The organism is Paenibacillus sonchi (assembly GCF_016772475.1).
GTDB lineage: Bacteria > Bacillota > Bacilli > Paenibacillales > Paenibacillaceae > Paenibacillus_AQ > Paenibacillus_AQ sonchi.
This window is the reverse complement of record NZ_CP068595.1, coordinates 3,060,403-3,083,754: the sequence shown is the minus strand read 5'-3', so window position 1 is coordinate 3,083,754 and position 23,352 is coordinate 3,060,403. Positions and strand designations below refer to the sequence as shown.

Sequence of the window (23,352 nt, the reverse complement as noted above, 5' to 3'; positions counted from 1 at the left end):
AGTCACAGCGCATCCCTTCAAAAAAACGGTATTAAACAAAATAATTCCTATTTTTTTGCGGCTGATGGTAATTTCACAATAACCTCAGTGCCTTCTCCCTTTCTGCTCTGAAACTGAATGGAACCGTTCATTGCTTCAATAATCCGGAACGTAACCATAAGTCCAAGGCCTGTTCCCTTCTTTTTATTCGAATAGTAAGGCTCGCCCAGATGCGCCAGCTCGCTCATCTTCATCCCTTCCCCGTTATCCCGGACACTGATGATGATGTGCTCTCCCGATCTCCAGGCGGCAACCGTTATTTGTCCATCTTCTTCCAGGGATTCAATAGCATTTTTGATCAGATTGATAAAAGCCTGTTTGAACTTGGAGGTGCTGCCGAGCACCTGAAGCCCGCTCTCCAGGTTAAGCTCAATGGTCCCCCCTTGCAGATGGGCCAGCGGCACCAGAACGCCGGAGACATGCCGCAGCTCCTCCGCCACCTCAAATCTGTCCAGCGTATCCATCCCCGGCTTGGCAAAGGTCAAAAAATCCGTAATGATGAGCGAGGCCCTGTCGAGCTCCTCCATAGCCATCTGCAGGTATTCCTTCTCCTTCTTATCAGAGCGTTCCCCCAGTATCTGTAAGAATCCGCGGGTCACCTGCAGGGGATTGCGCACCTCATGGGCCACCGAAGCAGCGAGCTCGCTGATGATCTCCATTTTCTCAGACCGCTGCAGGTCGTCATTGAATTTCTCCAGATCACGGGAATATTCGAGCACCTGCTCATGATTGCCTGCAAATCTCCTGCCCAAAATGAGAATAAGCGAAGCCACGAACGCAATCACTCCCCACTTCCACCATTGCAAGTGGTAGCTGTTGTTGGCGTAGTAGAGAATCAGCTCAGTTAATGACAATAAGGCAAAAACAGAGAATCCGGCCGAAAAGATGACGGCATCCCGATTGCCTTTGAACGCAGCTCCGAGCGTCACGAACAGTAAATAGATGAACTGCGCTATCATCAGGAGGCCCAGAAAATCAACGGTAGCGATTCTATACAGCCCGTCCAGGCGGTAAGACAGCATAGCATTGACAATGAGAAATACCAGACAGAACAACGAATAACCCAGTTGGAATTTGCGCAGCTTTGTGATTACCCTGTGCTTGCCTGCGCCAAAAATCTGCTCAAAGTAGATCGTAAACGACGGCAGCAATGTAAATAATGCCAGATCAAAGCAGGTCTGGGTCCAGTGGTCCGGGATATGTAGAATAACCGGCAGAAACGGTGAATAGGTGATGAACAGAACCCCGAAGGATACGATAACCAGGACAAGAAAAAAACCGCCTTTGAAAAAGTCCAGCTTGAGAAACAGCAAGCAGCCCATAAGTGCCGCACCTACAAATAGAAATGCCGCACCAATCACCATATCCGGCAAATTTTGCTTTACATAATACTCCAGCAGCTTCCCGTAGTTCCCTGCCGTGATTTCCCCTTCAATTCCAAAGCCCTGTCCGTCTCCGCTGCTCCATAGATATAACCAGGAATGCCCCTCCGTCCCGGACAAGGGGATCAGCACTTTTCTTTCATCATAATTCATCAAATCCTGCGACTCATAGATAAGCTTATGATCCGCATAGGCCCTGAGGTTATGTCCGGTGACTTTATTAATCAACAGGGCCGGGTTGCGCTCTTCCGTTAACGGGAGGGGAAAACGGAACCAGACTGCGGAAGCATCTGCCGGAGCCGCAGGCCGCACTGAATCCATGTCTGCTTGCACCCATTCGCTGTCAGGGGCTTCAGCTGCTGCCGCAGGATCGCATACGTCTGAAGTCTCCCATTTCAGTTCCCAGTCCGGTATAGAAAATCCTGCCCCGCCGCCCCATTGCACTGCGATCCCGATAGGCACTATGGAAATCAGCAGAAACAGCATGAATATCGCTGCGGCTGCCTTCATTGATGGCAACTTCATTATCGCACCTCAGTAAGTCTATAGTTGGATTTATGTAGTACATCTAACCTCTAAAATTTTCGACAACGTTCGCATTTTACCTGCCCATATTTGCAAACCATCTCGAAAAAAGACGTTATACCGCAGTTTATGGTTAATCCTCCTGCAGAATGATTATATTAAGAATAGGCCGCCTAAAGGTTACAGATTCGCCATCTGGGATTAGGGTATAGAATTACTATAAGCAATTAAGAAGCAATTAAGCCAAAAGGAGTTGAGCGGCTATGGGTAATGAATTCAACAAAACTGAAGCCGATTTTGTATATGAACGGTACAACAAGCTGGGGGATGTTTCCCCGGAGCAGGATATTCCGCTGGAGGAGCTGCGGCCGCTGGGGACGATCACGCGGCACAACCCCGGCGATGAAACTGCCGGAGCGGACTTAAGGCCTATGGAATCCGCACTGGCCAGCCATGATCCCGCCCGCGAAAGGCCTGTCGATTGGGATGGCGTTGCAGATGACGGCTCCGATCCGGCTTTGACAGGCGATCCTGATTCTCGCTGCCGATATCGGCCTGAATGCTCCTGAACCGGCGCTTGGACGCAGGGCCGACAGAGTGCGGAGCATGACTTCCCCGCCGCCATCCAAACGGGATGAAGTGCTGGAGTCTGATGCGATATTCGCTGCCGGTGCGGCCGGACTGGCCGGCGGTGCCATTGACTACGCCGGGGATGAAGAGCTTGTGGATCAAGAAGAGCTTCCGCTGGAGGATGTGCCCGATGCCGACGAACTCCAGCCCGGAACTGCCATCGATCCGGCCTCGCCGCCTATTGATGCCATGCCGGGTACGGATGTGCTGAATGGCTCCACCGGTGAGGAAGAATAACATTGTTAATTTCCGCATTGACTTTTTAGCATGATATCCTTAGTATTGGTTGTAATTCAATACGGCGATGGAGTTCGCCATTAACCGTCCCTAGAGACTAATGACTCCTACCAGCGGTCACTTCGCTGGTAGGAGTCTGTTTGATTTTAGGGAATCAATGAAGCAGCAGCATTATTCTATTGGAGGCTGGCAGGATGAGAGCAATACATACATATTGGCTGAAGCTTATGGAAAGGAGCCATTTTCTGGCGCTGTGGGGCACCTTCATCAAATGGATTGTGCTGGGGGGAGCGTCGGTATTCTGTCCGGCTCGGCCTCGGCCATTTTTCTGAAAACCCTGGATGCTGTGACAGAGGTACGGCTGAATCATGCCTGGCTGCTGTACTTGCTGCCGCTGGGCGGAGCGCTGGTGAGCTTCCTGTACATGCGTTACGGCAAGAACAGTGCCAAAGGGAATAATCTGATCCTGGAACAGATTCAGCAGGGGAATGAGACCATTCCGCTGCGGATGGCTCCCCTGGTGCTGTTCGGAACACTCGTTACCCATCTATTCGGAGGCTCCGCAGGACGGGAAGGAACGGCTGTGCAGATGGGAGGCAGCCTCGCCGAAGGATTCGGCAGGCTGATCCGCATCCATTCGCTCGACCGGCAAATATTGCTTATGTGCGGGATCAGCGGCGGCTTTGGCTCGATTTTTGGAACACCATTGGCCGGAACCCTGTTCGGCCTGGAGGTTGTGGCTATCGGCCTGATCAGCCATAAGGCCCTGCTTCCCTGCTTCACAGCCAGCTTCATCGGGGATATTGTGGCTACCCGTTTGTGGAAGGTCCAGCACATCCATTATCATGTGGATCTTTTTCCTCCGCTAACCGTCATCATACTGCTGAAGGTGATCCTGGCCTCCGTGCTGTTCGGGCTTGCCAGTATCCTCTTCAGTGAGCTTACCCATTATCTGAAAAAAACCTTTACCCGGCTAGTGAAGAATCCGATGCTCAAAAGTGCGCTGGGCGGCTTCATTATAATTGCGCTGGTCTATATTGCCGGCACCCGGGACTATCTCGGTCTGGGCATCCCTCTGATTCAGGATTCTTTTCAGACCGATGTGGCGCCCTTCGCATTCTTATGGAAGCTGATTTTCACCTCATTCACCCTGGGCACCGGATTTCAGGGGGAGAAGTGACTCCGCTCTTTGCCATCGGAGCAACCCTGGGCAACAGCCTGGCCGGTTTTCTTCATCTTTATGCGCCGTTCCTGGCTTCGCTGGGCTTCATCGCCGTCTTCTGTGGTGCTACCAATACGCCGATTGCCTGCTTCCTTATGGGCATTGAACTGTTCGGGTCGGGCGGAGCCGTCTATATGTTCATCGCTTGCCTGGTAAGCTACCTGTTCTCCGGTCATTCGGGCATCTACACCTCTCAGCAGATCGGAATCTCCAAGAGTGAGTGGGTCCGGATTCCCGAAGGCACCACGCTGGGAACCGCCAAGCAGCTGCGCACAACAAAAAAACCGTCCGCTGAAGAGTAGCCTTCAAGCGGACAGCCTTTCATGTTTCTTTTACGGGTTTTCCAGGGTTACCGTCTGCCCCGGGGCATGGGCAGCTTCCACAGCTTCCACTTTTGCCTCCAGCTTGCGGGTTTTTACCAGCACGGCCGCCACAAGGAGGATCCCTCCGTTAATGACAAATACCCAGCGGATCGGAATGAAGGCTCCGAGCAGTCCGCCGATAATCGGTCCGGCCATGGTTGCCAGCTGGGTCGCCGCCTGATTCAGGCCGAAAGCCCGCCCGCGGAAGCCGGGGTCAATGACCTGCACAATCATGGCATTTACCGACGGAAGCACACCGGCATAGAACAAGCCGTAAGCAAAACGCAGGATGGCGAATTCTACATAACCCGATACAAAATACTGCAGAATATTTCCGATCCCCCCGCCGACCAGGCCGATGAACAAAATAAAACCAAAGCCCTTGCGGCTGCCGAGCCTCCCCCACTGTGGAGCCATAATTACCGTGGCGATACCCACAGCGGAGAAAACGATGCCCGAGCTTAGGGAAGCGCTGTTCCGCGATATCCCCATGTCGAGCAGATAAATCGGTAGCAGCGGCTCCAATATCATGACAGAAAAGGTGGCCAGCCCCGCCAGCATCAGCAGCGTCATAAACGCCGGATTTGCTGCCGCCTCCCGGATATCATCCCGCACATGCGATCTCGGCGCCGAACGGTCATAATTCTCCTCCTTGGCAAAAAAGGTAGCGATCAGCGCGGATACCAGCACAATTACCGCCGAGAACAGAAACGCGCTGCGGTTGCTGGAATAAAAGCTGACCACACCGCCGATCAGCGGGCCGATAATGCTCCCGGTGGCCCCGGCCGTAGACATGATGCTGAGCGCATAACCGGTCTTCTCCTCCGGTGTGTTGGTGGCGACCATAGCAATGGCTGCCGGCACAAAACCCGCCAGAAGCCCCTGAAAGATACGCACAATAATAAAAACATATGGATCATGTACGAAAAAATTGACCAAATAGAGCGCCGCGAGGCTGAAGCCCGACCGGATCAGCATGGGCTTGCGCCCGTATTTGTCGGCGAGCGACCCCCAGTAAGGCGATATCAGCGCACTGGCCAGGAAGGTGATGCCAAAGCTGACCCCCGACCAGATTTCCAAATGATTCTTAACACCAAGCTGGTCACTCAAAAAAATCGAGAGGAACGGAATCGAGATCGAATATGCCGTACTGCAAAAGAACACCCCTACCCAAAGCACGATCAGGTTCCGCTTCCATGAAAAACGCATGCTGCACACGCCCCTTCTGTGTATTCTTGGAAGCATCATCTTTTCATTCTAACCTTCTTTCGGGGATGTGCCAATGCCGGGCGGTGCTGCGGGCTTTGCAACGGGCGGTACAAACAGGGTATGATTGAGGGTGTGAGCATTTGATATTCAAGATCAAAGGAGCGATTGAGAACGTGAAGCGTACAAGAAAAAAACCTGTCATCCTGCTGCTGATGACTCTCCTGCTGGTCATTGCCGCAGGCTGCGGCAACAAACCCGCGAACAACAATAATGCCGCAGCTACGGAAGGGGTGCCTTCGGCAACCGCCAGCCATCCGGTGGTTACTATAGAGATGGACAACGGCGGGATCATCAAGGCCGAGCTGTACCCTGAGGTCGCTCCGAATACCGTCAATAATTTTATCTCTCTCATTCAAAAAGGCTTCTATGACGGAACGATCTTCCACCGTGTCATTCCCGGCTTCATGATTCAAGGCGGCGATCCCGATGGCACAGGCATGGGCGGACCGGGCTACAGCATCGCCGGTGAGTTCACCGCGAACGGCTTCACCAACAACCTGCAGCACACACAAGGAGTTCTGTCCATGGCCAGAAGCCAGGATATGAACTCCGGCGGCTCGCAGTTCTTCATTATGGCTGCGGCGTATCCGAGCCTCGACGGCCAATATGCCGCTTTCGGCAAGGTTACCGAAGGCCAGGATGTGGTAGATGCCATCGTCAACCTGCCGCGCGACAGCTCAGACCGTCCGGATCAGCCTCCGGTTATGAAGAAGGTTACCGTTGATACGCTGGGCGTAACTTACCCGGAACCGGAGAAGGTACAGTAGCCGGTTAGGTTGCTTACTTGCCGGCACTCTTAAACGCAACAACGAAAAGGGCCCCTTTTCCCTAGTGGAGAAGAGGCCCTTTGGTGTATCCGGCAATACGCAAACCTAAGCTTCATCTTCTGCTGAGAACATGATGTCCATCGCGCAGGAAGGTGCTGCGGCTGTTCTTCAGCAGGGAAATACGCTCCTGGGCAAGATGATCCGCAGCAGCATAGGCGGGAATTCCGCTAGTAGCGGAAATTTCCAGGATGCGGGTGATGCTGTCATAGATTTTGGCAATCTGCTTGTAGGCCCGATCCTTATTGTAGCCGTTCAATTCGTCAGCCACATTGATTACTCCGCCCGAATTAATAACATAATCCGGTGCATATACGATCCCCATCTTATGCAGAGCATCGCCATGGCGCGGTTCTTTCAGCTGGTTGTTGGCTGCGCCGGCGATAACTTTTGCCTGAAGGAGCGGCAGCGAATCATCGTTGATTGTGGCGCCGAGCGCGCAGGGCGCATAAATATCGCTTTTAACAGAGATAATGTCGGCAGGATCAACCGCTGTGGCTCCATAGGCTTCCACCGCCCGCTTCACAGCATCCTTATTGATGTCGGTTACGATCAGCTGCGCACCTTCCTCGTGCAGATACTTGCACAGGGTAAAGGATACATTGCCGACACCTTGTACTGCCACTCTTCTGCCTTCCAGTGAATCGCTGCCAAACGCTGCCTTCGCCGCCGCTTTCATGCCTTGGTATACGCCAAAGGCTGTGGCCGGAGACGGATTGCCCGAAGAACCGTAAGTCGCCGAGATCCCGGTTACATAATCCGTTTCCTGATGAATGATATCCATGTCCGCTTCTGTGGTGCCCACATCCTCGGCTGTAATGTAGCGGCCGTTCAAGCCTTGTATGTATCTGCCGAAGGCCCGGAACATCGCCTCGTTTTTGTCTTTTTTGGGATCGCCGATAATCACGGTTTTGCCGCCGCCCAGATTGAGCCCGGCTACAGCATTTTTGTAGGTCATACCTTTAGACAGCCGGAGAGCATCTACAATTGCGTCCTCCTCCGAAGCATAGGTCCACATTCTTGTTCCACCCAGTGCGGGACCTAATGTTGTGTCATGAATGGCGATGATGGCCTTTAGCCCTGATGCCTTGTCCTGACAAAACAAAAGTTCCTCATAATCGTCCCGCTCCATTGCTGCAAACAATTCCATTGGTCTCATTTCTCCTGTCTGTACTTTTTTGCATGTTACGTTTCATAACAAAGCTAGTCCTTTTAGAGAATGTTGTCAATATATTTTATCCATTTCAGTTAAGAAAGCCTTTCCATCATTCGCATATCCGACATTCCTTTCACTTTGAATGTCAGAGTGAGGGAATGTCCGCCAGAAGTCGTTTCTACCACGCTGCCAAGGTTGTCTTGACGCCGGAGGTTCATCCGGCTAACCCTAGTGTAGCAGAAAGCGCCTAAAACCAGAAATAAGCGATGCCGGGCTGATCTTGCGGCCAACAAGAAACAGGTACCTTCCATAACTTAAGGAAGGTACCTGTTATCAATGAACAGCCGGCATCGCCGTCCTCTTCAGGACAGGGACACCGGCAGGTTAAAGTCTTGTATAGTATAAGTGCACGGATGTCCGGCTTACGCCTGGAATCCGTTCCAGTGCACAACGGCCTCCAGCGGCAAGCGGTTTGTCGGCCGTCCTTCGACCGCAGCTTTGCCAAGCGCGATCAGCATTACCGGGATGTAACGGTCTGAGATCCGGAACAGCTCCTTCAGCGCGGCAGCATCATAACCGCCCATAGGTACGGTGTCATAGCCTCTCGCTTTGGCTGCCAGCATCAGCTGCATGGACACCAGTCCGCCGTCAACCAGGGCAATGTCTTCCAGCTTCTCCTTCGGCAGACTGGAGTAGCCTTCGCGGCTGCGTTTGGCCATGGCTGCAGCAACATCCTCGGGCATAAGTCCCGTAGCGCTGGCATGACCATAGATCGTATCTGCATTGCTGTAAGCTTCGGTATCTCCAAGTACAGCAATCATTGCCGAGGACTCGGTAGTCTGTGCCTGGTTGTGCGCGATAGGAAGCAGCTTGGCCTTGATTTCCTGATCTGTGATGACGATGAACCGCCAGGGCTGAAGATTGGAGGAAGAAGGTGCGAGGATAGCCTCTGCAAGAATCTCCTTGATCTCCTCATCGGAAATTTTCCAGGAAGAATCATATTTCCGCACCGAACGCCGTTCACGGATCACCTTGCTGAATTCCTGTTCTACTTTTAATTCTGACGCCATAACTTAATCCTCCTCTTCCCTATCCAAATTGGGTATCTGGGTTTAACTGTGTCTTAATAGGCACAGTATAATTCATAAAAAAGCCCCCTGTCAACATCCCGCCCGGCGCACCAGATCCGCCAGCGTATACTTTTGCAGAATACCCAATGCACTTTGGTTCATTTCTTCGAGAATGCCTCCGCATGCAGACTTCATCTGCGCCCCAAAAGTATTCCCGTACATAGTCTCAATCACCGCATTGCTCTGCAGCCCGTCGACCTCCATCGCAAGGTATATTTCAGCCAGCGTCAGCTCTTCCGGGGACCGGTTCAGCATATAGCCGCCATCCCGCCCTTCACGGGTCACCAGGATTTGCTCCTTGGTCAGCCTGGCCAGCGCTTTTCTCAGAACTGTCGGTTCTGACGACAAATGTCCGGCGATTTCACAACTGGAACAGGTATTGCCTTCTTTGCGGGCCATAATGATAAGCGCCTGCAGCACCAGTACAAACGATTTATATGGAGGCGCTCCGCTGTTTCGTGTTCTGGTCATGTTTCCCCGCTCCTTTTGCACCATGTATGTAAGGTTAAGTATAGGGCGTCCGCCCGTTTTTGGCAAAAGGATTCAACACATCGCTACCGGTTAAATCGTGGAAATCTGCATTTCGGAAACGATGAACCAGCTTTTGGATGAGCTGTCCTTTATGTAGACCTGAATCATATAATTCCCTTTCTCATTAAACGTGTAGCTGTAATTCGCCGACTTGAACCAGAAGCTGTCCTTCTTCTCTTTAATTTGCTGATTATCCACGACATCTGTTTTGTTCAGAGGATCAGTGATCGTAATCTTCAGATCGGAAATATCAGTTTTGAGATGATCCACCTGTACGAGAACGGAAAAAGTATTGCTCGCCGCGCTTCTCACCTTGCCAAAGATTTTCCCCTGGTCGTCCAGCAGCACCATGTTCACATTGGGCTTGTAAATCCGCACCTCTTGGGCAGTCTCATCCCAGGATAATACTGCATGCAGGCCTTCGGGCAGCTGCTCGACGGACACGTAAGGTACCCCTTCCGATAGCAGGCCGGTATTCTTCAACAGCACATTATTCAGATAGACCGCAATGTCTGATTTGCCCGTCGCGGCATACAGCAGGCTCCCGCCCGAGATGATCATCAGGCACATTGTGGCAAAGATCAGCTTTTTTATTGTTCTCATTCGTTCTCCCCTCTGAATCGTCCATGCTTATTTATACCGCCCGAATGGAAATAAGTTGCACTTATGTAAGCTGAAAACGGGGATGCTAAAAAACCGGCTGCGCCTCCCGAAAGACGGCGCACAGCCGGTTGGAACCTGTCTTATTTAATTAATAACAAAATGACTGCCGCGTGCTGAAGCTGCTTGTTACAGCTTGGCAATGGTTTCGGTCAGCACCGGCACAATTTGCGATTTGCGGGAAACGACGCCTTTCAGGAGTGCTTTGTTGTCGTCCAGCTTCACATTGTAGGCCTGCTCGACAGCCCCTGCCACACGGCCCAGAGCCAACCCTACGGAGTCATTGTTCAAGATATCCGTAACGACGAACAGGAAGAGATCCAGACCTTTGTCATCGATGATGGCTGTCAGGGCCGTTTCCAGTTCGGCTTGTTTGGAGAGCACATCATTAACATCCACCGCATTTACCTGGGCAATCTCCACTTTGTATTCACCCATTTTGAATTCCTTGGCATCCAGGGAAATCAGCTGGGCGATCGTTTTGTCGCTAAGATCGGCACCGGCCTTCAGCATGGCAAGCCCGTAGCTGTCTGCATCTACACCGGCGATTCCAGCCAGTTCGCGCGCAGCCGCCACATCCTGCTCGGTGCAGGTCGGCGATTTGAACAGCAGGGAGTCAGAAATAATTGCGGACAGCATCAGACCGGCAATGTCCTTCGGAATCGCCACTCCGTTCTCTTTGTACAGCTTATTCAGGATTGTCGCTGTACAGCCTACCGGTTCTGCACGGTAGTAGAGCGGATGGGCCGTTTCAAAATTAGCAATCCGGTGGTGGTCGATAACCTCCACGACGCGGACCTGATCGATATCATTGGCACTCTGCTGGCGTTCATTATGGTCAACCAGAATGACTTGTTTGGCTTCGCTTGCAACGTTCTCTACCAGGCGCGGAGCCTTTACGCCGAAGTGGTCAAGCGCATATTGGGTTTCTCCGCTGATTTCCCCCAGACGAACCGGCTCAGCATCCCAGCCCAACTCCTTCTTAAGCGCTGCATAGGCGATGGCCGAGCAGATTGTATCCGTATCCGGATTTTTGTGTCCAAAGATCAAAGTTTTTTCCATTTCCAATCTCCTTACTTTGTTTTTTGTGAGAATAATATACCATACATTGATAGGAGCCCGCCAGATTGCGGACAAGCACCCGGGATTCATTAACCCGTATATCCGGTAAAAGAACAGCCTGTCTGAGGAAATTTCCACTATATAACTTGAACTTGAGATCTTTCGATTTTGGGATTGGTCGCGACTCCAGAGAATGTTTGGACTTCCAGCCGCTGTTGTCTGCAGATTTCTTGAATGTATACCGCTGTTCGCGGTGGAAATCCGCAGACAAAGGCGGACGCTACCGCTCTTCCAGTTCCAAACTTCTCCTCCGCCACTTTTTCCCTTATTCTTAATTTTTCAAGTTCAATCTATGTAGCAGGCTGTAGAAACTTATTAATTCTTCTCCGGTATTCCCCGCTTCGTCTTGGGCAGCGGCTCAGGCACCGTTCCGCCGTCCAGCGGCTCGTTGTCCGAGAACAGCTCCGGTTCGGCCAGCAGCATCCGGCTCAGGATATCCGTCGTCTGCACGGTCCCGCAGATCATCACAGGCGCATCTCCAAAGCTGGCTCTGCGCAGTGCTCCGCCCGTCTCCAGCACCTGCTCCACCTTCCAGAAATGCTGGGACCAGGAGAGCCCGCAGTGCCTGCGCGAAGGCACTGAAATTACTTCTCCGCCGGGAGTTTCCGTATACAGCTGCTCATGGCTATCGGTCATTCTGCCGGGAATATCCAGCCACTCTTCAATCCCGTGGATGAAGGTATTCCGCCGTAAATCTACGCCGAGCAGAAGTATGTCGGCCTTGCGGTCCAGCAGCTTGCCGTAAACGGATCCCCGGGCACAGGGCGTGTCCCACCGCTCGTCGCCGGAAGTGAACTCCGCTGCATCCCTGCCCAGCGCAGCTACGGAATGGGTGGGATGCCACGAGCGGATAACCCCCGGCCGCTTACGGAACAGCTCCGGCAGTATTCCGACACAGGAGGGAGACTGCCGGACGGAGAACTGCGGATTATCCGCATCGATATAAGACCAGGTATGTGTCGGCAGGACCAGCAGCCCTGGTCTCATATATTCAGACAGAGCATCCAACACCGTGGCTGCACCTCCCTGGACTTCGCCGATGCTTTTCAGCGAAGAATGGACCAGCAGTGTTCCTTGAGGGTCAATCCCCATCCCCTTAAGCTGCTCCATTAAGCTTGCTTGTGTATGTATCATATCAAGCTCCTTTGCGGATAATGAAATTCATGCTTGCCAATTTTATATATTACTATTAAAATGTAAGTAACTTAATATTATTTATTTACTTGATATCATGTTAAATATAATTTACGGTCTTCTGCGGTCTTACTGAAGCAATGTACAGCAAACTTCAAGGAGGAACTATTATGAGTTTAACATTAAAAGGACTACACCATGTATCGGCCCTTACAGCCAGAGCCCCGGAGAACTTCAAGTTCTACACCGAGGTGCTCGGACTGCGCCTGATCAAAAAAACAGTGAACCAGGATGATGTCTCCGTCTACCATCTGTTCTATGGGGACGAGGCAGGCAATCCCGGGACTGAGGTCACCTTCTTCGAGATTCCGAACGCAGGCCGCAACCGTGACGGCAATAACAGTATTTCCGCTCTGTCGCTCCGTGTGCCTGACGACAAGGCGCTGGAGTACTGGACGCAGCGGCTGGCGGAATTCCAGGTGGAGCATGATGAGATTCAGGACCGCGGCGGCCGCAGGACGCTGGCCTTCCGGGATCACGAGGGACAGCGCCTGATCCTTGTGTCGGATGAGCACAACCAGGGTGTCGCAGGCGGCAAGCCCTGGGACAAAAGCCCGGTTCCGGCGGCATACGGCATCCTCGGACTGGGTCCGGTCCATTTGACCGTTCCGGCTGCCGAGTCTTCTGCCAAGGTGCTTACGGATCTGCTTGGCTTCCGCCGCAAAAGCACCTATCCTTCCCTTGTAGCAGGCCAGCCGGATGTCATCGTGTTCGAAACCGGCGAAGGCGGCTCCGGCGCGGAGATCCATCTGGAAGAACGCAAAGATCTGCCGCAGGAACGGCTTGGACGCGGCGGTGTGCATCATGTCGCCTTCCGCGTAGACAACGAAGAAGAGCTGAAGCAGTGGATCGGGCGAATCGGCAGCTATTCACTGCCGAACTCGGGATTTGTGGACCGTTTCTATTTCCGCTCTCTATACTTCCGCGAGCCTAGCGGAATCCTGTTCGAGCTGGCTACGGACGGTCCGGGCTTCGCCACCGATGAGGAAATTGAGCATCTGGGTGAATCCCTGGCCCTGCCGCCCTTCCTCGAAGATAAACGTCCGCAGATCGAGGCACACCTGAAGCCGTTGGATACCCGGCAGCAGGGATAACAGCTTCTGTGGTCTATGCCTTTGCCGGGGGTTAGCAAAGACCCTGGTGGAAGCGAAATCGGCTTCGCCGTCCTCAGCAAGAGGCAGTTGCTGTTACTGCGCTCAGTAAATACAGTGAAAATTCAAGACAGCTGCAGCCTTCAGAAGGCGCAGCTGTTTTTTTGCCAAAAATAGATGAATCAGCTCTCCGAAAACGTGATGGTGAAGATATTGAAGCCCGGACGGGCGGTTGAGGCCTTGCCGGTGATGGACAGCGGGCTTGTCCCGCCCAGCCGGCCGGAGATTTTGACCGTGCTGGCACTCACTGTCTGAGAAGCATTGTCCAGCCTCTTAATCCGCACATATTCACTATACACAAACCCCATGGTTTCCAGAGCTTCCTGTGTGGAGTAGGTAAAGGCCGCCTTCTTCACTCCATCTGCATCCGTGTCCAGTGTAGTTGCTATAACGGCATCCGCCGGAATTGGAAAATCCTTCGGCAGATTAACCGGCCGTTCGGTGCTCTCCACCGGAGGGGCAGCAGTCCCGGCACCCGTTCCCGGGGTTCCTCCGGCTTCGGCACCTTTGCCGATTCTCACTTTATAGTTCGCGGCATCGTAAGTAATCGGCACCTTCAGAGCACCGGCGACCGAACGGACCGGCAGATAGGTGATGCCTTCGTAGGTGATAGGCGTTAATGTTTTACCGTTGCCATCCTTCAGCCAATAAGGGGTGCCGTCCACGACCACACCGATGCTGTGGTTCAGATAGGCTTTGATCTGCTCCAGCTTCGCTCCCGCATATACACCTGCCGAGCCGGTTATCGTCATGCCCGCGGCAACGGCGGCAATCAGCCATTTTTTCTTCAATAGAATCCTCTCCCTGTCTATATTTGATGATGGAGAATGAGAAGTCATCTTAATATATTTAACACGAGAGAAAGTTTTCAACCCGCCGGGGGTTAAGTCAGTGCATCAGCGGGTAATTTCCAGAAGCTCGGACAGCTCCCTTATCTCATAGGTCGGATGAATGCCCGGAGCGCCTTCCTTGCCCAGCGGGTTGAACCAGCAGGTATCAATTCCGTAATTGATTCCCCCCTGGATATCAGAGGTCAGCGAATCGCCGACGATCAGCACTTTGCTCCGGTCAGAGATTCCCAGCTTGGCAAAAGCATAATCGAAAATCCCCCGCTCCGGCTTCTGACACCCGGCCTCCTCGGAAATAATGATCTGCTCAAAGGTGCTGCTCAGCGGAGAGCCCTGGATTCTGGACAGCTGCACATCCTTGATTCCATTGGTAATAACCGCAAGCCTGCACCCGGCCAGCTCCCGGCACAGCTCTACCGCTCCCTGAATAAGAAACGTCCCTTCTCCCAGAAACTTCAGATACGCTTCACTGAATGCTTCAGGGCTCAGGTCCAGCTTGTGCGCGGCAAACAGCCGGTTGAACCGCTCGACCCGCAGCACGGCAGAGGTGGTCCGCCCCTGTTCCAGATCCTTCCACAGTGCCGCGTTGATTTCTTTATAGCTCGCAGCATAATCCTCAGCACCCGTCGGCAGGCCAAAATGGGCAAAAGCATTGTACAGCGCCCTGCTCTCAGCCATCCCGTAGTCAAACAAGGTATCATCGGCATCAAATAAAATGACCTCATATTTCATCTTTCTATTTCCCTCCAATTTCGCGTTTCGTCGACAAGCAGCATCCATTTGCGATATAATTCAGACAGGCCTTTTCAAAAAAAGTAATGGCGGTGATTGTCATTTTTTATGTTCTGGCGTTTCTGGTGTCCTTTTGCATCGTCTATTTGCTGATTCCCCCGCTTGGCAGGCTCGCATTCCGGCTTGATTTTGTGGACAAGCCCCGGCAGGATGTGGAGCGCAAAATACATAGGGAGCCCATTCCGCTGACAGCCAGCTATGCTATATTCATCGGATTTTTTATTACATATCTGCTGTTCACCCGCGATTTCTCGCTGGATACTCTCGCCTTGTTCATTGGCGGTGTGCTCCTGCTGACCATAGGCACGATCGATGACTGGTACAAAACCAAAGGCAAGGACTTCCCGGCGCTGCCAAAATTTATCGTTCAGATCGCGGCGGCGATTCTGGTCTTTCTGTCGGGGAATGCCTTCACCGGATTCTTCAACCCCTTCTCCGGCGATTATATCTCGCTGCCGGTGATCCTGCAATTTGTGCTGACTATTCTCTGGATCTTCGGTGTGACTACCGTAATTAATTTCTCCGATGGCATGGATGGTCTGGCTGGCGGCCTGACGGCTATCTCCGCAGTAACGCTGTTCGTGGTTGCTTTGGCGAAGGGTCAATCTGCCTCGGCCATGATGGCGATCACCCTGGTGGGCGTCACTATTGCCTACCTGCGCTACAACAAAGCTCCGGCCAAAATCTTCATGGGTGACGCAGGCGCCACCTTTCTAGGCTACATTCTGGCCGTCATCGCGCTGGACGGGGCGTTCAAGCAGGCGACGGTGCTGTCCCTGTTCATCCCGATTCTCGCGCTCGGTGTCCCGATCTTCGACAATTTGTTTGTCGTCATCAAACGGTTTGTGCAAGGCAAGTCCATTTATCAGGCTGATGCGACCCAGGTCCATTACCGCCTGCTCAAGGCCGGCCTGAACCAAAAGCAGGTCGTTGCCGTGCTGTACCTGGCCAGCGTCTGCCTGTCGCTGTCTTCCATTATCCTGCTGCTGATTCAGATCTGATCCCGGCTGGGACGGAAGCACTGGGATTGACACAGGTTGGAGCGGGCAACCTGCCGGGCTGGCACCGGCTGGGGCTGAGACCGGCCGGGGCTGGCGCGAGGTCGGCAGTTCCGGGGAGGCAGGTGGCTGACAGGTCCGGGGCGGGCGCACTGAGGCGGCAAGACCCTGGCGGGCGCGGGCTAGTAATGCCGTGGTCGCAGTGGCTGGCAAGTCCGTGACGGGCGCGGGCTGAGGTCGGCAGGTCCGTTGCGAGCGCGGGACGGCAAGTCCGCAGCAGGCGCGGGACGGCAAGTCCGCAGCAGGCGCGGGACGGCAGGTCTGTAGCGGGCGCGAGCTAAGGCTAATAACGGTACCCGTTTCAGCGAGAAATAGAAGGATAATTTACAGCGTGAAGCATATAAATTCTTATATTTGAACAAAATCACCCTGGCGGGTGAATAACAGCATGGGGCTTACGGCCACAGGGGTTCCCCACCTGCAAAATCAACGGGGGCATGCTGAAGACGGATCGCCCCATTCCTTCACGATCTCTCCGCAGCCGTTACGGACAGGAGAGCCGTTATTGAAGGAAGATTCGTCTTTTTCGCAGGCTAACGGACTGAGATGCCCTTATTTGTCCCTTTCCCCTTTATTCCAGGCTCCATCGAACGATATAACGGCTCCTGAGTCCGTAACCGCTGAAAAAGTAAGGTTTTTGGCAAAATAAGGGCTCCTCGGTCCGCTTCAGTCCGCGGATGGAGTCCCACCCTTCTGCATCGCTTATATCCCGTTGAGGCTTCCAGGATATCCACACTTTTTTACACTGTATTACAAGTCGCTTCCCCCAAAACATAATTCATATCTTTCGAGACCAAAAACACCCTTCAAACCAAGGGTGTTTTTTCATCAGAGGTATTTTTACCTTTGATTCACCCGTTTCCCTCATTAGATTCAGGGACCCTCCTGAATATACTCATACAATCTCCGGTAAATGGCTACGATCTCCGGCAGGGGCATACGGACCAGGCCGCTGGACGAGGGGGCGACGAACTCCCGCACACCGTCCACAACCGGCGGCTGGCCATCCTGAAAGCCCCAGTCCGCCTTCGGGCGGCGGCTGAATTCCGTATAGACGCCTTTGCCGACAAAGCAGGCGATCTCCGGCCGGTAGCGGGCAAGCTTCTCCCGGAGAATCTGCCGGCCCTCGGCATACTCCTCCCGGGTAATATCCTCCGCACCCCGCGTCGGGCGGGCGACGATGTTGGTGAAGCCCAAGCCCAGCCGGAGCAATTCCCCGTCCTCAGAGGCATCATAGAGACGGGGCGTCAGGCCGGAGCGCTCCAGAATGCGCCAGAAATTATTGCGCGGATTAGCGTAATGATGCCCCGATTCCCCCGAACGGAGGCTGGGATTGAACCCGATAAAAACAATCTGCAAGCCGTGGTCCAAGTGATCCGGCACTTCATCCATGGTACATCCCTCCCTTAAGTAGAAGCTGGCCGTGCAATGCTGTCGAGCAAAACCGTTTCCCTGTTCGGGCTTGGCAGCATGAACAACCTACAACTCTTCCCGCAAAGCTATACAAGCAGGTGGAATCGGCTTTGACAACCACACTTCATTGCCTGCATAATAGAAGGTTACTCCCAAATGTACTGCCTTAACCGTATCCACGGCCAGCAGAATCAGCTTGCCCCTGCGGCTCCCGGCCAGGCTGGCAAAATGAAGCCCTTCGGACAAATGTATATACTGCCGCCCCATCGGCAGCAGCCCCTCCTTCAGAATCGCAGGCAGCGCGGCCTGATGCGTTCCATGATACAGAACCTCCGGCGGGATTCCCGGCTCATATGTAAGCCTGGCATGACTATGGCCATACCGCGCTTTAATACGGTCTTCCTCTATGGCAAAACGCTGCTTCTCACTGTTCCGGACGACCTGGCGGATATCCTCTTCGGAGATCCCTGCCCATTTCGGGGCAGCATGGATGACACGCTGCAGATCCTCCAGCAGACAGGAGCCGTCCTCAGGATCAAGGAGCAATCCATACTCTGCCGGTGTATGCCGGAGCAGCTTGGTCATAAATTTGCTGAGCGAAACCTCAGCGGCATGATTTAACACTGTTGCACCTCGTTCCTTGCTCTCTCTCATAAGAGACTGAACCTAAGTGGAAAAAGTAAACCTAATCAGCAGAAATCCTGGCTACCGAAGGTATTAGTGGGATTTTGTACACCTAATTCACACATATTCATCCCATATGGCCGCTTTCAGCCGGATTAGTGGTACTTTTTCCCACATAGGATGCTCCATAAGCCGAATAAGTTGGATTAGTGAACCTTTTTCCCACTAACGGACTGTTCTCTTCACTGATTTTTCTCCCCGCCTACAACCGCGGATCGACCGGATCGGATTCGAGCGACAGGGCGGCAAGCACGCATTCATGCATCCGTTCCAGCGGCTCTTTGCGGATAAAACGTTCCACCGACTCTACGCTTAGGGCGCATTCCATCAGAGCATGGCGCTCTTTTTTGCCGGTTTTGCGCAGCTTGAGCCGGGCCAGATTGTCCGGCTGCAGATAGTCAATCCCATAAATTATGTGCAGGTACTTGCGGCCCCTGACCTTGATGGCAGGCTGGATTAAGCTTTTGCCGCTGCGGACAATGAAGGTTTCCGGCTTGATCACAATGCCTTCATGTCCGTCCTCTGTCAGCTCCTCCCACCAGCGGATCACATCGGCTTCATCAGCTTCACTGGTGATCGTCCGGTATTCCGTCTCCATAAAGAGCGGCGACACCCCGGCCAGCTCGCGGCCATGCTCCATATGCCAAAGATGGCTCCGGTCAAAAAAGGTCTGCCCGCTGTGCGCCAGCGTATGAAACGGAGCGATCCGGATGCCGTCAAGGCCGCTTGTATCCCAGCAGTACTGCTGAAAAGCTTCACGGAATACACGGGCGTTCTTCAGCTTGCCCTCCATCTCCTGTACCCAGCCTGACACATCGCGTCCGGCATTTTCCGCTTCGCGCAGCTTCCCCAGGAGCTGCTCGCGGTCCATTGCCGCAGCTTCGGCGACATGTGCGTACTGGGTTGCGATCAGCTCGCGCGCCTTCAGGTTCCACGGGATAATTTCGGCGTCAAGCAGCAGCAAATCCGTATCATGGCGGGCCCAATAACCGGCTTTGTGCAAATCCGAATTCAGCCGGGACAGCACGTCAGGCCCGGCCTCCTTGTTAAAAAAAGCCCGGCCGGTACGCGTGTAAATCGTGCCGAGCGTGGGTCGGCCCACATAAGGCACAGCGGCAGCTTCATCGCGGAACAGCAGCAGAACGGCGCGGCTGCCCATGTGTTTTTCTCCGCCACCATAGTCTTAACGCCCTGGGAACGATAGTAAGCAATCGCTTCACGGGGATGTTCCAAGCAGGTTTCATCGGGGGATACCCTAGGTGCCGGACTCATCGTAGGCGGAATGTAGACGAGTTCCTCCATAGGGATGGTGAAATGGGATACCGCGTCTATCGCCGCTTTTACAAATTCGCCGCGCACAGAGATTTCGCCGTAGGTGTCTGTCATGACGGAGTACCCTTCCACAAGCTTGCGCAGGTTAGGCGGAGAGAACCTCCCCCGTTCCCAGCGGATCAGCGGGCTGTCCGGGTCACGGGCATAATCCTGATAAGCCTTGACGCTGACAAACTTCTGTTCAGGATAGCGGTAAGCGGTCAAAGAACCGCCAAAAACCGCCCCCTGGTCAATATTAACCGTATTCTTCACCACTGTCGGGAAAGGCCTTGGATCATGTCCCCAGACGATAAGCTCCCCGGATTCATGTTCTACATACCACTCCTTGCGCACAGGTGCACCTGTGGCATCCATGCCATCCGTATCCCCATAGCGGCAGAAGTCCTGTATCCGCTTGGATTGCCTGCCGATATATTCATCCCGGATTCCGGCATGGGCAACCACTACACGCCGGACCCCCTCACGGCACAGCACCAGATGGCTGGGGGCGGAGAGCAGAAACTGCTTCAATTCCTCTCTTAGCGCATCCGCTTCCTCCTCGCCTGCTTCAAGGGCAAGCTGCGCAAGCTCCGCAGCGATATGCTCATCGCCGTGGCTCAGGGTTACCTGACGGCCGCTGAGGTAGCGGGCAATCTTCCAGCCATGATTACTGTCGATCATGCGGGCGGTCCCGGCATCGCAGTGCTTTTTCCAGAATTTCATGGTATCCAGCGATTTCGGTCCACGGCTCATCACATCTCCAACGGAAACCAGCGTTCTGCCGTCGGGATGCCGGTAAAGTCCGGCATCATCCGGTGCGTACCCCAGCTGTCCCAGGAGCTCCAGCATTTCGTCATAACAGCCGTGAATATCGCCGATCACATCCACCCCTGCGCCAATTTCAGCGAGCAGCGGGTTCTTTTTGCGGATAAATTGGACGGATTCGGTTTCCTTGAGCATATAAGTGAAGTCGAAGCCTTCATCCCGCAGTCCGCGCAGCGAACGTTTGAACTGGACAAACTGCTGTTTCACACGCTGTCTTCCGCGCGGCTGGTCCCGGCTTGTATCCCGCTCTAACAGGGTCTGCTCCGGCAGATCCAGAACCCAGGCGGCACAGGGGAGATCATGTCCGGCTGCCAAATCGATATACTTCCTGCGGTATTCCGGCTGCAGATGTGTGGCATCCACCACCGTCAGCTTGCCCAGCCGGCAGCGCATCGACACTACGGTATTCATCGCCTCAAAAGCCAGATTCGACAGCAGTTGGTAATCGCTGTACAGAATGTCCGCTTCCTCCCGGGGGCGGCCTTTCCAGTCGATGTATTCAACATCCCCCACCAGTGTCCGGTAATCATCTGAAGAGACAATCTCCGTCTGCAGCAATACACCTTCTTGCACCAGTCTGCGGAGCAGGGTGGTTTTGCCGCTGTTCGAAGGCCCGACGAGCACAACAATGCCTCCGTGCGGAAAAGGAATCACCCGCTGCCCTTCATGTCTGTCAGTCATAACAACGTATCCTCCTTCGTAAATATGGCCATCTGCGTCGGGTATCCATAATCCTGCGCGAATTCGCCGATCCCGCTCAGCCGGACGGAATAGTTATAAGCCTCAGTCCAGCGGGAACACCATGCGGCAAAAGCTTCCCGGCTCCACTCAAAACGGTGGTCTCCATGGCGCATTTCCTCCTGATCCATCTCATATACTTCGTTGTATTCCTTGTTAGGTGTAGTAATAATCAGCGTCCCGGGTGTATATTCGTGAAAAATCGTATCCATCACCCGGCCAAGCCGGTATTCATCTATATGCTCGATAACCTCGCAGAGAATCATCACATCCTTGTTCCGCAGCGATTCATCGTAATAGAACAGCGATCCCGTCACCGGCTCCGGTACAGGAACACCAGCCTTTCCCTCCAGCTTGGCGAAACGGTCCATCGCCCGCAGCTGTGCCGCGGCGGAAGGCTCCACCGCCTTGATCTCACGCACCCCGGCACACTGCTGAGCCGCGCGGAGAGTTTTCCTTCCCCGGAGCCGAAGTCCACGATGCTGCGCCTCAGCGAGAGATTCTCTACCACGTCCGCGATTGCGGCATAACGCAGATCATTCAGCCTGGCCTTCGGCGCTGCGTCTGCATCAGCCTCGGCCGCAGCTGCTGCCCCCGGCGGGGACAGAGCTCCCTCCCGAGCCATCTCTCCCGCTTCTTCATCCGGCGCCTGAGTCCCTGCCAGATGCCCGCCACTGGACATCAGACTCTCATATTGCCGGATTGCCCCGGCGAAACGCAGAGTGCGTTTCAGAATCAGTCCGCGTTGGGGATGATCCTCCAGCCAGCCTTCCCCGTAGCGCCTGATTTTGTCCACCTCATCATCGCTGATGTAGTAATGCTTGTAGTCATCCAGTGCAGGAATCAGCACGAACAGCTGACGGAGCGCCGTCTGCAGCGTCTGCATCCCCTTAAGCCTGATGTACCGGACAGAGCTGCGGCTCTTCAGATTAAAGGTATATCCGGCATGCCCCCGCTCCAGCAATACCTCATAGCCAAGAGCTGTGAACAGCCCTTCCAATGCCACATCCGGCAAATTGGATGCAACAGGCCCAAAGGTAAGCTCCAGGGCCAGCTTCCGCCCGGCCCATGGCCGGTAAGCTTCCTTCGTTTTGCCGTTCAGCGCCGTGCCGAGTGCGGAACGGATGTAGGTGCAGAACAGGCTGCTCACCACAAATTCACGGTCATTGATATACTGCGTAATATCATTGTGCGCCGAAGAAGCGCCTTTTACCAGCTCAACCGGGTCTGGCGTAACAAAAATAACCGCTTCCGTTTCGTCCTCCGAAGAGGCGGTAAAGACGATGCGCACCCGGGCATCCTTTTCCATCCGGTCGTACAGGTTATTGGGATTTTTGGCCAGCAGGTGGGACAGCATGCCCGCACCCGCGCCAACCGCTCTAATGATTAAATGCATAGAGTCCATCTCTCCTTAACGTCACTTGATTTTCTCTCTACGGGGTTCAGCGGCTCTCACCGCCCCATACCTCAAGCAGTGCGGAACGGAACAGTTCATCCAGCACGTTGTCTTCTACCCCGTTCCCTGATCCAAACCGGGCCGCACTCTCTTCAAAATGGCTGATCTGCTGCTCCAGGTACTTGTTAATACCCTCAATCCGCGGCTCCAGATTCAATTCATCACCGGACTTCTTGCGGACCACCAGCCTTTCGACCGTTTCTCTCAGTTCGCTGCCTTCAGGAATCAGGTCCTTTACCAGTGTGGTGAAGTCGAGGGGCGGCACCTCCTGATATTTCTCAATCCAGGCGCAGGCCAGAAGCGGACGGAGAACATAGAAGTATTTCTTGATTTTGACCTCGCTGCCCTGAAGGTAAGTCCGGTAATTCCCCCGGGCCATGTGAAGATAATGATACACACAGGATTTGGGCGAAAATCCAAGCGGCGACAAGCTGCGGATGCTCTCCGCCACGGTATAGTTTTCTTCATAACGGACCGGAGACTGCAGCCACTCCAGCAGCGGCGGGTTGGATTTGCGGAAAAGGGTAAGTCCCTTTTTCAGGTCCCATCCGTTGATGTCCAGCAAATCGCTGATCGGGCGCTCAATGACATCCCTCTGCTCAAAGATTGACAGATAGGCCTCAGGCCGGCGCAAATAGAGAAACCGCACATCGTAGTCACTGTCTTTGGAAGGGAACCCCCAGGCCCTGCTGCCGGATTCACAAGCATACAGGATACGGACATTCTCCTCCGCTTCGATGGCGCGAAGCTCGCGGATAATGGATGTATGAATATCTGACATTGTGCATCTCTC

The 23,352-nt window shown here is 53.7% G+C and carries 20 protein-coding genes, 2 pseudogenes and 1 riboswitch; of the genes and pseudogenes, 6 read left to right on the top strand and 16 right to left on the bottom strand.

The annotated features are described in order from the left end of the window. Positions 1-47: 47 nt before the first annotated feature. Positions 48-1,946 (bottom strand): sensor histidine kinase, encoded by a 1,899-nt coding sequence (locus tag JI735_RS14010; protein WP_083886937.1) that lies wholly within the window; start codon positions 1,944-1,946, stop codon positions 48-50. 263 nt (positions 1,947-2,209) lie between these two features. Here JI735_RS14010 and JI735_RS14005 point away from each other — a divergent pair, with 263 nt between their 5' ends. The 3 genes and pseudogenes from JI735_RS14005 (at position 2,210) to JI735_RS13995 (ending at position 4,337) form a co-directional block, all read left to right on the top strand. Further along, a complete protein-coding gene (locus tag JI735_RS14005) occupies positions 2,210-2,515 on the top strand; it encodes a hypothetical protein (RefSeq protein WP_202677488.1) in 306 nt (101 codons plus the stop codon). A gap of 28 nt (positions 2,516-2,543) precedes the next feature. Beyond that, the gene (locus JI735_RS14000) at positions 2,544-2,813 is read left to right on the top strand and encodes a hypothetical protein (RefSeq protein ID WP_202677487.1); all 270 of its coding nucleotides are present in this window, start codon (positions 2,544-2,546) and stop codon (positions 2,811-2,813) included. Positions 2,814-2,867: 54 nt separating this feature from the next. Further along, positions 2,868-2,930: riboswitch (Fluoride riboswitch) on the top strand. 110 nt (positions 2,931-3,040) lie between these two features. Next, a pseudogene (locus JI735_RS13995) lies at positions 3,041-4,337 on the top strand (voltage-gated chloride channel family protein). A 30-nt stretch (positions 4,338-4,367) separates the two neighbouring features. On the opposite strand, the gene JI735_RS13990 reads toward JI735_RS13995, so the two are convergent. Then, positions 4,368-5,606 carry an MFS transporter gene (locus tag JI735_RS13990; RefSeq protein WP_202677486.1) on the bottom strand — a complete coding sequence of 413 codons (1,239 nt, stop codon included), beginning with the start codon at positions 5,604-5,606 and terminating at the stop codon, positions 4,368-4,370. 212 nt (positions 5,607-5,818) lie between these two features. Here JI735_RS13990 and JI735_RS13985 point away from each other — a divergent pair, with 212 nt between their 5' ends. Continuing rightward, positions 5,819-6,433: a peptidylprolyl isomerase gene (locus JI735_RS13985; RefSeq protein WP_051052262.1), complete on the top strand. Its 615-nt coding sequence runs from the start codon at positions 5,819-5,821 to the stop codon at positions 6,431-6,433. A 112-nt stretch (positions 6,434-6,545) separates the two neighbouring features. On the opposite strand, the gene JI735_RS13980 is transcribed toward JI735_RS13985, so the two are convergent. The 6 genes from JI735_RS13980 to JI735_RS13955 all read right to left on the bottom strand — a co-directional run bounded on the left by JI735_RS13980 (position 6,546) and on the right by JI735_RS13955 (position 12,223). Next, positions 6,546-7,640, bottom strand: coding sequence for a Leu/Phe/Val dehydrogenase (locus JI735_RS13980; protein WP_020429715.1), 1,095 nt, complete (start codon positions 7,638-7,640; stop codon positions 6,546-6,548). Positions 7,641-8,068: 428 nt separating this feature from the next. Next, positions 8,069-8,716, bottom strand: coding sequence for a nitroreductase family protein (locus JI735_RS13975; protein WP_039838857.1), 648 nt, complete (start codon positions 8,714-8,716; stop codon positions 8,069-8,071). 90 nt (positions 8,717-8,806) lie between these two features. Beyond that, positions 8,807-9,247: an RrF2 family transcriptional regulator gene (locus tag JI735_RS13970; protein WP_039838856.1), complete on the bottom strand. Its 441-nt coding sequence runs from the start codon at positions 9,245-9,247 to the stop codon at positions 8,807-8,809. Between the two features lie 90 nt (positions 9,248-9,337). Beyond that, the gene (locus tag JI735_RS13965) at positions 9,338-9,910 is read right to left on the bottom strand and encodes a hypothetical protein (RefSeq protein WP_039838855.1); all 573 of its coding nucleotides are present in this window, start codon (positions 9,908-9,910) and stop codon (positions 9,338-9,340) included. 186 nt (positions 9,911-10,096) lie between these two features. Then, entirely contained in the window at positions 10,097-11,029 is a 933-nt protein-coding gene (locus JI735_RS13960) for a manganese-dependent inorganic pyrophosphatase (RefSeq protein WP_020429722.1), read from the bottom strand. Positions 11,030-11,404: 375 nt separating this feature from the next. Further along, the gene (locus tag JI735_RS13955) at positions 11,405-12,223 is read right to left on the bottom strand and encodes an AAC(3) family N-acetyltransferase (RefSeq protein WP_039838854.1); all 819 of its coding nucleotides are present in this window, start codon (positions 12,221-12,223) and stop codon (positions 11,405-11,407) included. A 170-nt stretch (positions 12,224-12,393) separates the two neighbouring features. Here JI735_RS13955 and JI735_RS13950 point away from each other — a divergent pair, with 170 nt between their 5' ends. Next, complete coding sequence (locus JI735_RS13950; RefSeq protein ID WP_039838853.1) at positions 12,394-13,377, top strand: ring-cleaving dioxygenase; 984 nt, start codon at positions 12,394-12,396, stop codon at positions 13,375-13,377. 179 nt (positions 13,378-13,556) lie between these two features. Here JI735_RS13950 and JI735_RS13945 read toward each other — a convergent pair whose 3' ends face one another. Both JI735_RS13945 and JI735_RS13940 read right to left on the bottom strand, forming a co-directional pair. Next, a complete protein-coding gene (locus JI735_RS13945; RefSeq protein WP_051052261.1) occupies positions 13,557-14,225 on the bottom strand; it encodes a stalk domain-containing protein in 669 nt (222 codons plus the stop codon). A gap of 105 nt (positions 14,226-14,330) precedes the next feature. Then, entirely contained in the window at positions 14,331-15,014 is a 684-nt protein-coding gene (locus JI735_RS13940) for a YjjG family noncanonical pyrimidine nucleotidase (protein WP_039838852.1), read from the bottom strand. Positions 15,015-15,100: 86 nt separating this feature from the next. Between JI735_RS13940 and JI735_RS13935 the strand changes: the two genes are divergently transcribed. After that, positions 15,101-16,075, top strand: coding sequence for an MraY family glycosyltransferase (locus JI735_RS13935; RefSeq protein ID WP_202677485.1), 975 nt, complete (start codon positions 15,101-15,103; stop codon positions 16,073-16,075). Between the two features lie 930 nt (positions 16,076-17,005). Here the strand turns inward: JI735_RS13935 and JI735_RS13930 are convergent. The 6 genes and pseudogenes from JI735_RS13930 to JI735_RS13910 all read right to left on the bottom strand — a co-directional run bounded on the left by JI735_RS13930 (position 17,006) and on the right by JI735_RS13910 (position 23,340). After that, on the bottom strand, positions 17,006-17,524 hold the full coding sequence (locus JI735_RS13930; RefSeq protein WP_202677484.1) for a mismatch-specific DNA-glycosylase: 519 nt from the start codon (positions 17,522-17,524) through the stop codon (positions 17,006-17,008). Between the two features lie 87 nt (positions 17,525-17,611). After that, the gene (locus JI735_RS13925) at positions 17,612-18,169 is read right to left on the bottom strand and encodes an RNA 2'-phosphotransferase (RefSeq protein ID WP_085979319.1); all 558 of its coding nucleotides are present in this window, start codon (positions 18,167-18,169) and stop codon (positions 17,612-17,614) included. Between the two features lie 262 nt (positions 18,170-18,431). Beyond that, positions 18,432-21,046, bottom strand: a pseudogene (locus JI735_RS13920) (polynucleotide kinase-phosphatase). Next, a complete protein-coding gene (locus JI735_RS35720; RefSeq protein ID WP_233476392.1) occupies positions 21,043-21,507 on the bottom strand; it encodes a hypothetical protein in 465 nt (154 codons plus the stop codon). Before JI735_RS35720 ends, JI735_RS13920 begins: the two are co-directional and overlap by 4 nt. Beyond that, complete coding sequence (locus JI735_RS13915) at positions 21,417-22,499, bottom strand: hypothetical protein (RefSeq protein ID WP_233476391.1); 1,083 nt, start codon at positions 22,497-22,499, stop codon at positions 21,417-21,419. The genes JI735_RS35720 and JI735_RS13915 overlap by 91 nt, the downstream gene beginning before the upstream one ends. Before the next feature lie 46 nt (positions 22,500-22,545). After that, positions 22,546-23,340 carry a nucleotidyltransferase domain-containing protein gene (locus tag JI735_RS13910; protein ID WP_202677483.1) on the bottom strand — a complete coding sequence of 265 codons (795 nt, stop codon included), beginning with the start codon at positions 23,338-23,340 and terminating at the stop codon, positions 22,546-22,548. Positions 23,341-23,352: the final 12 nt, after the last annotated feature.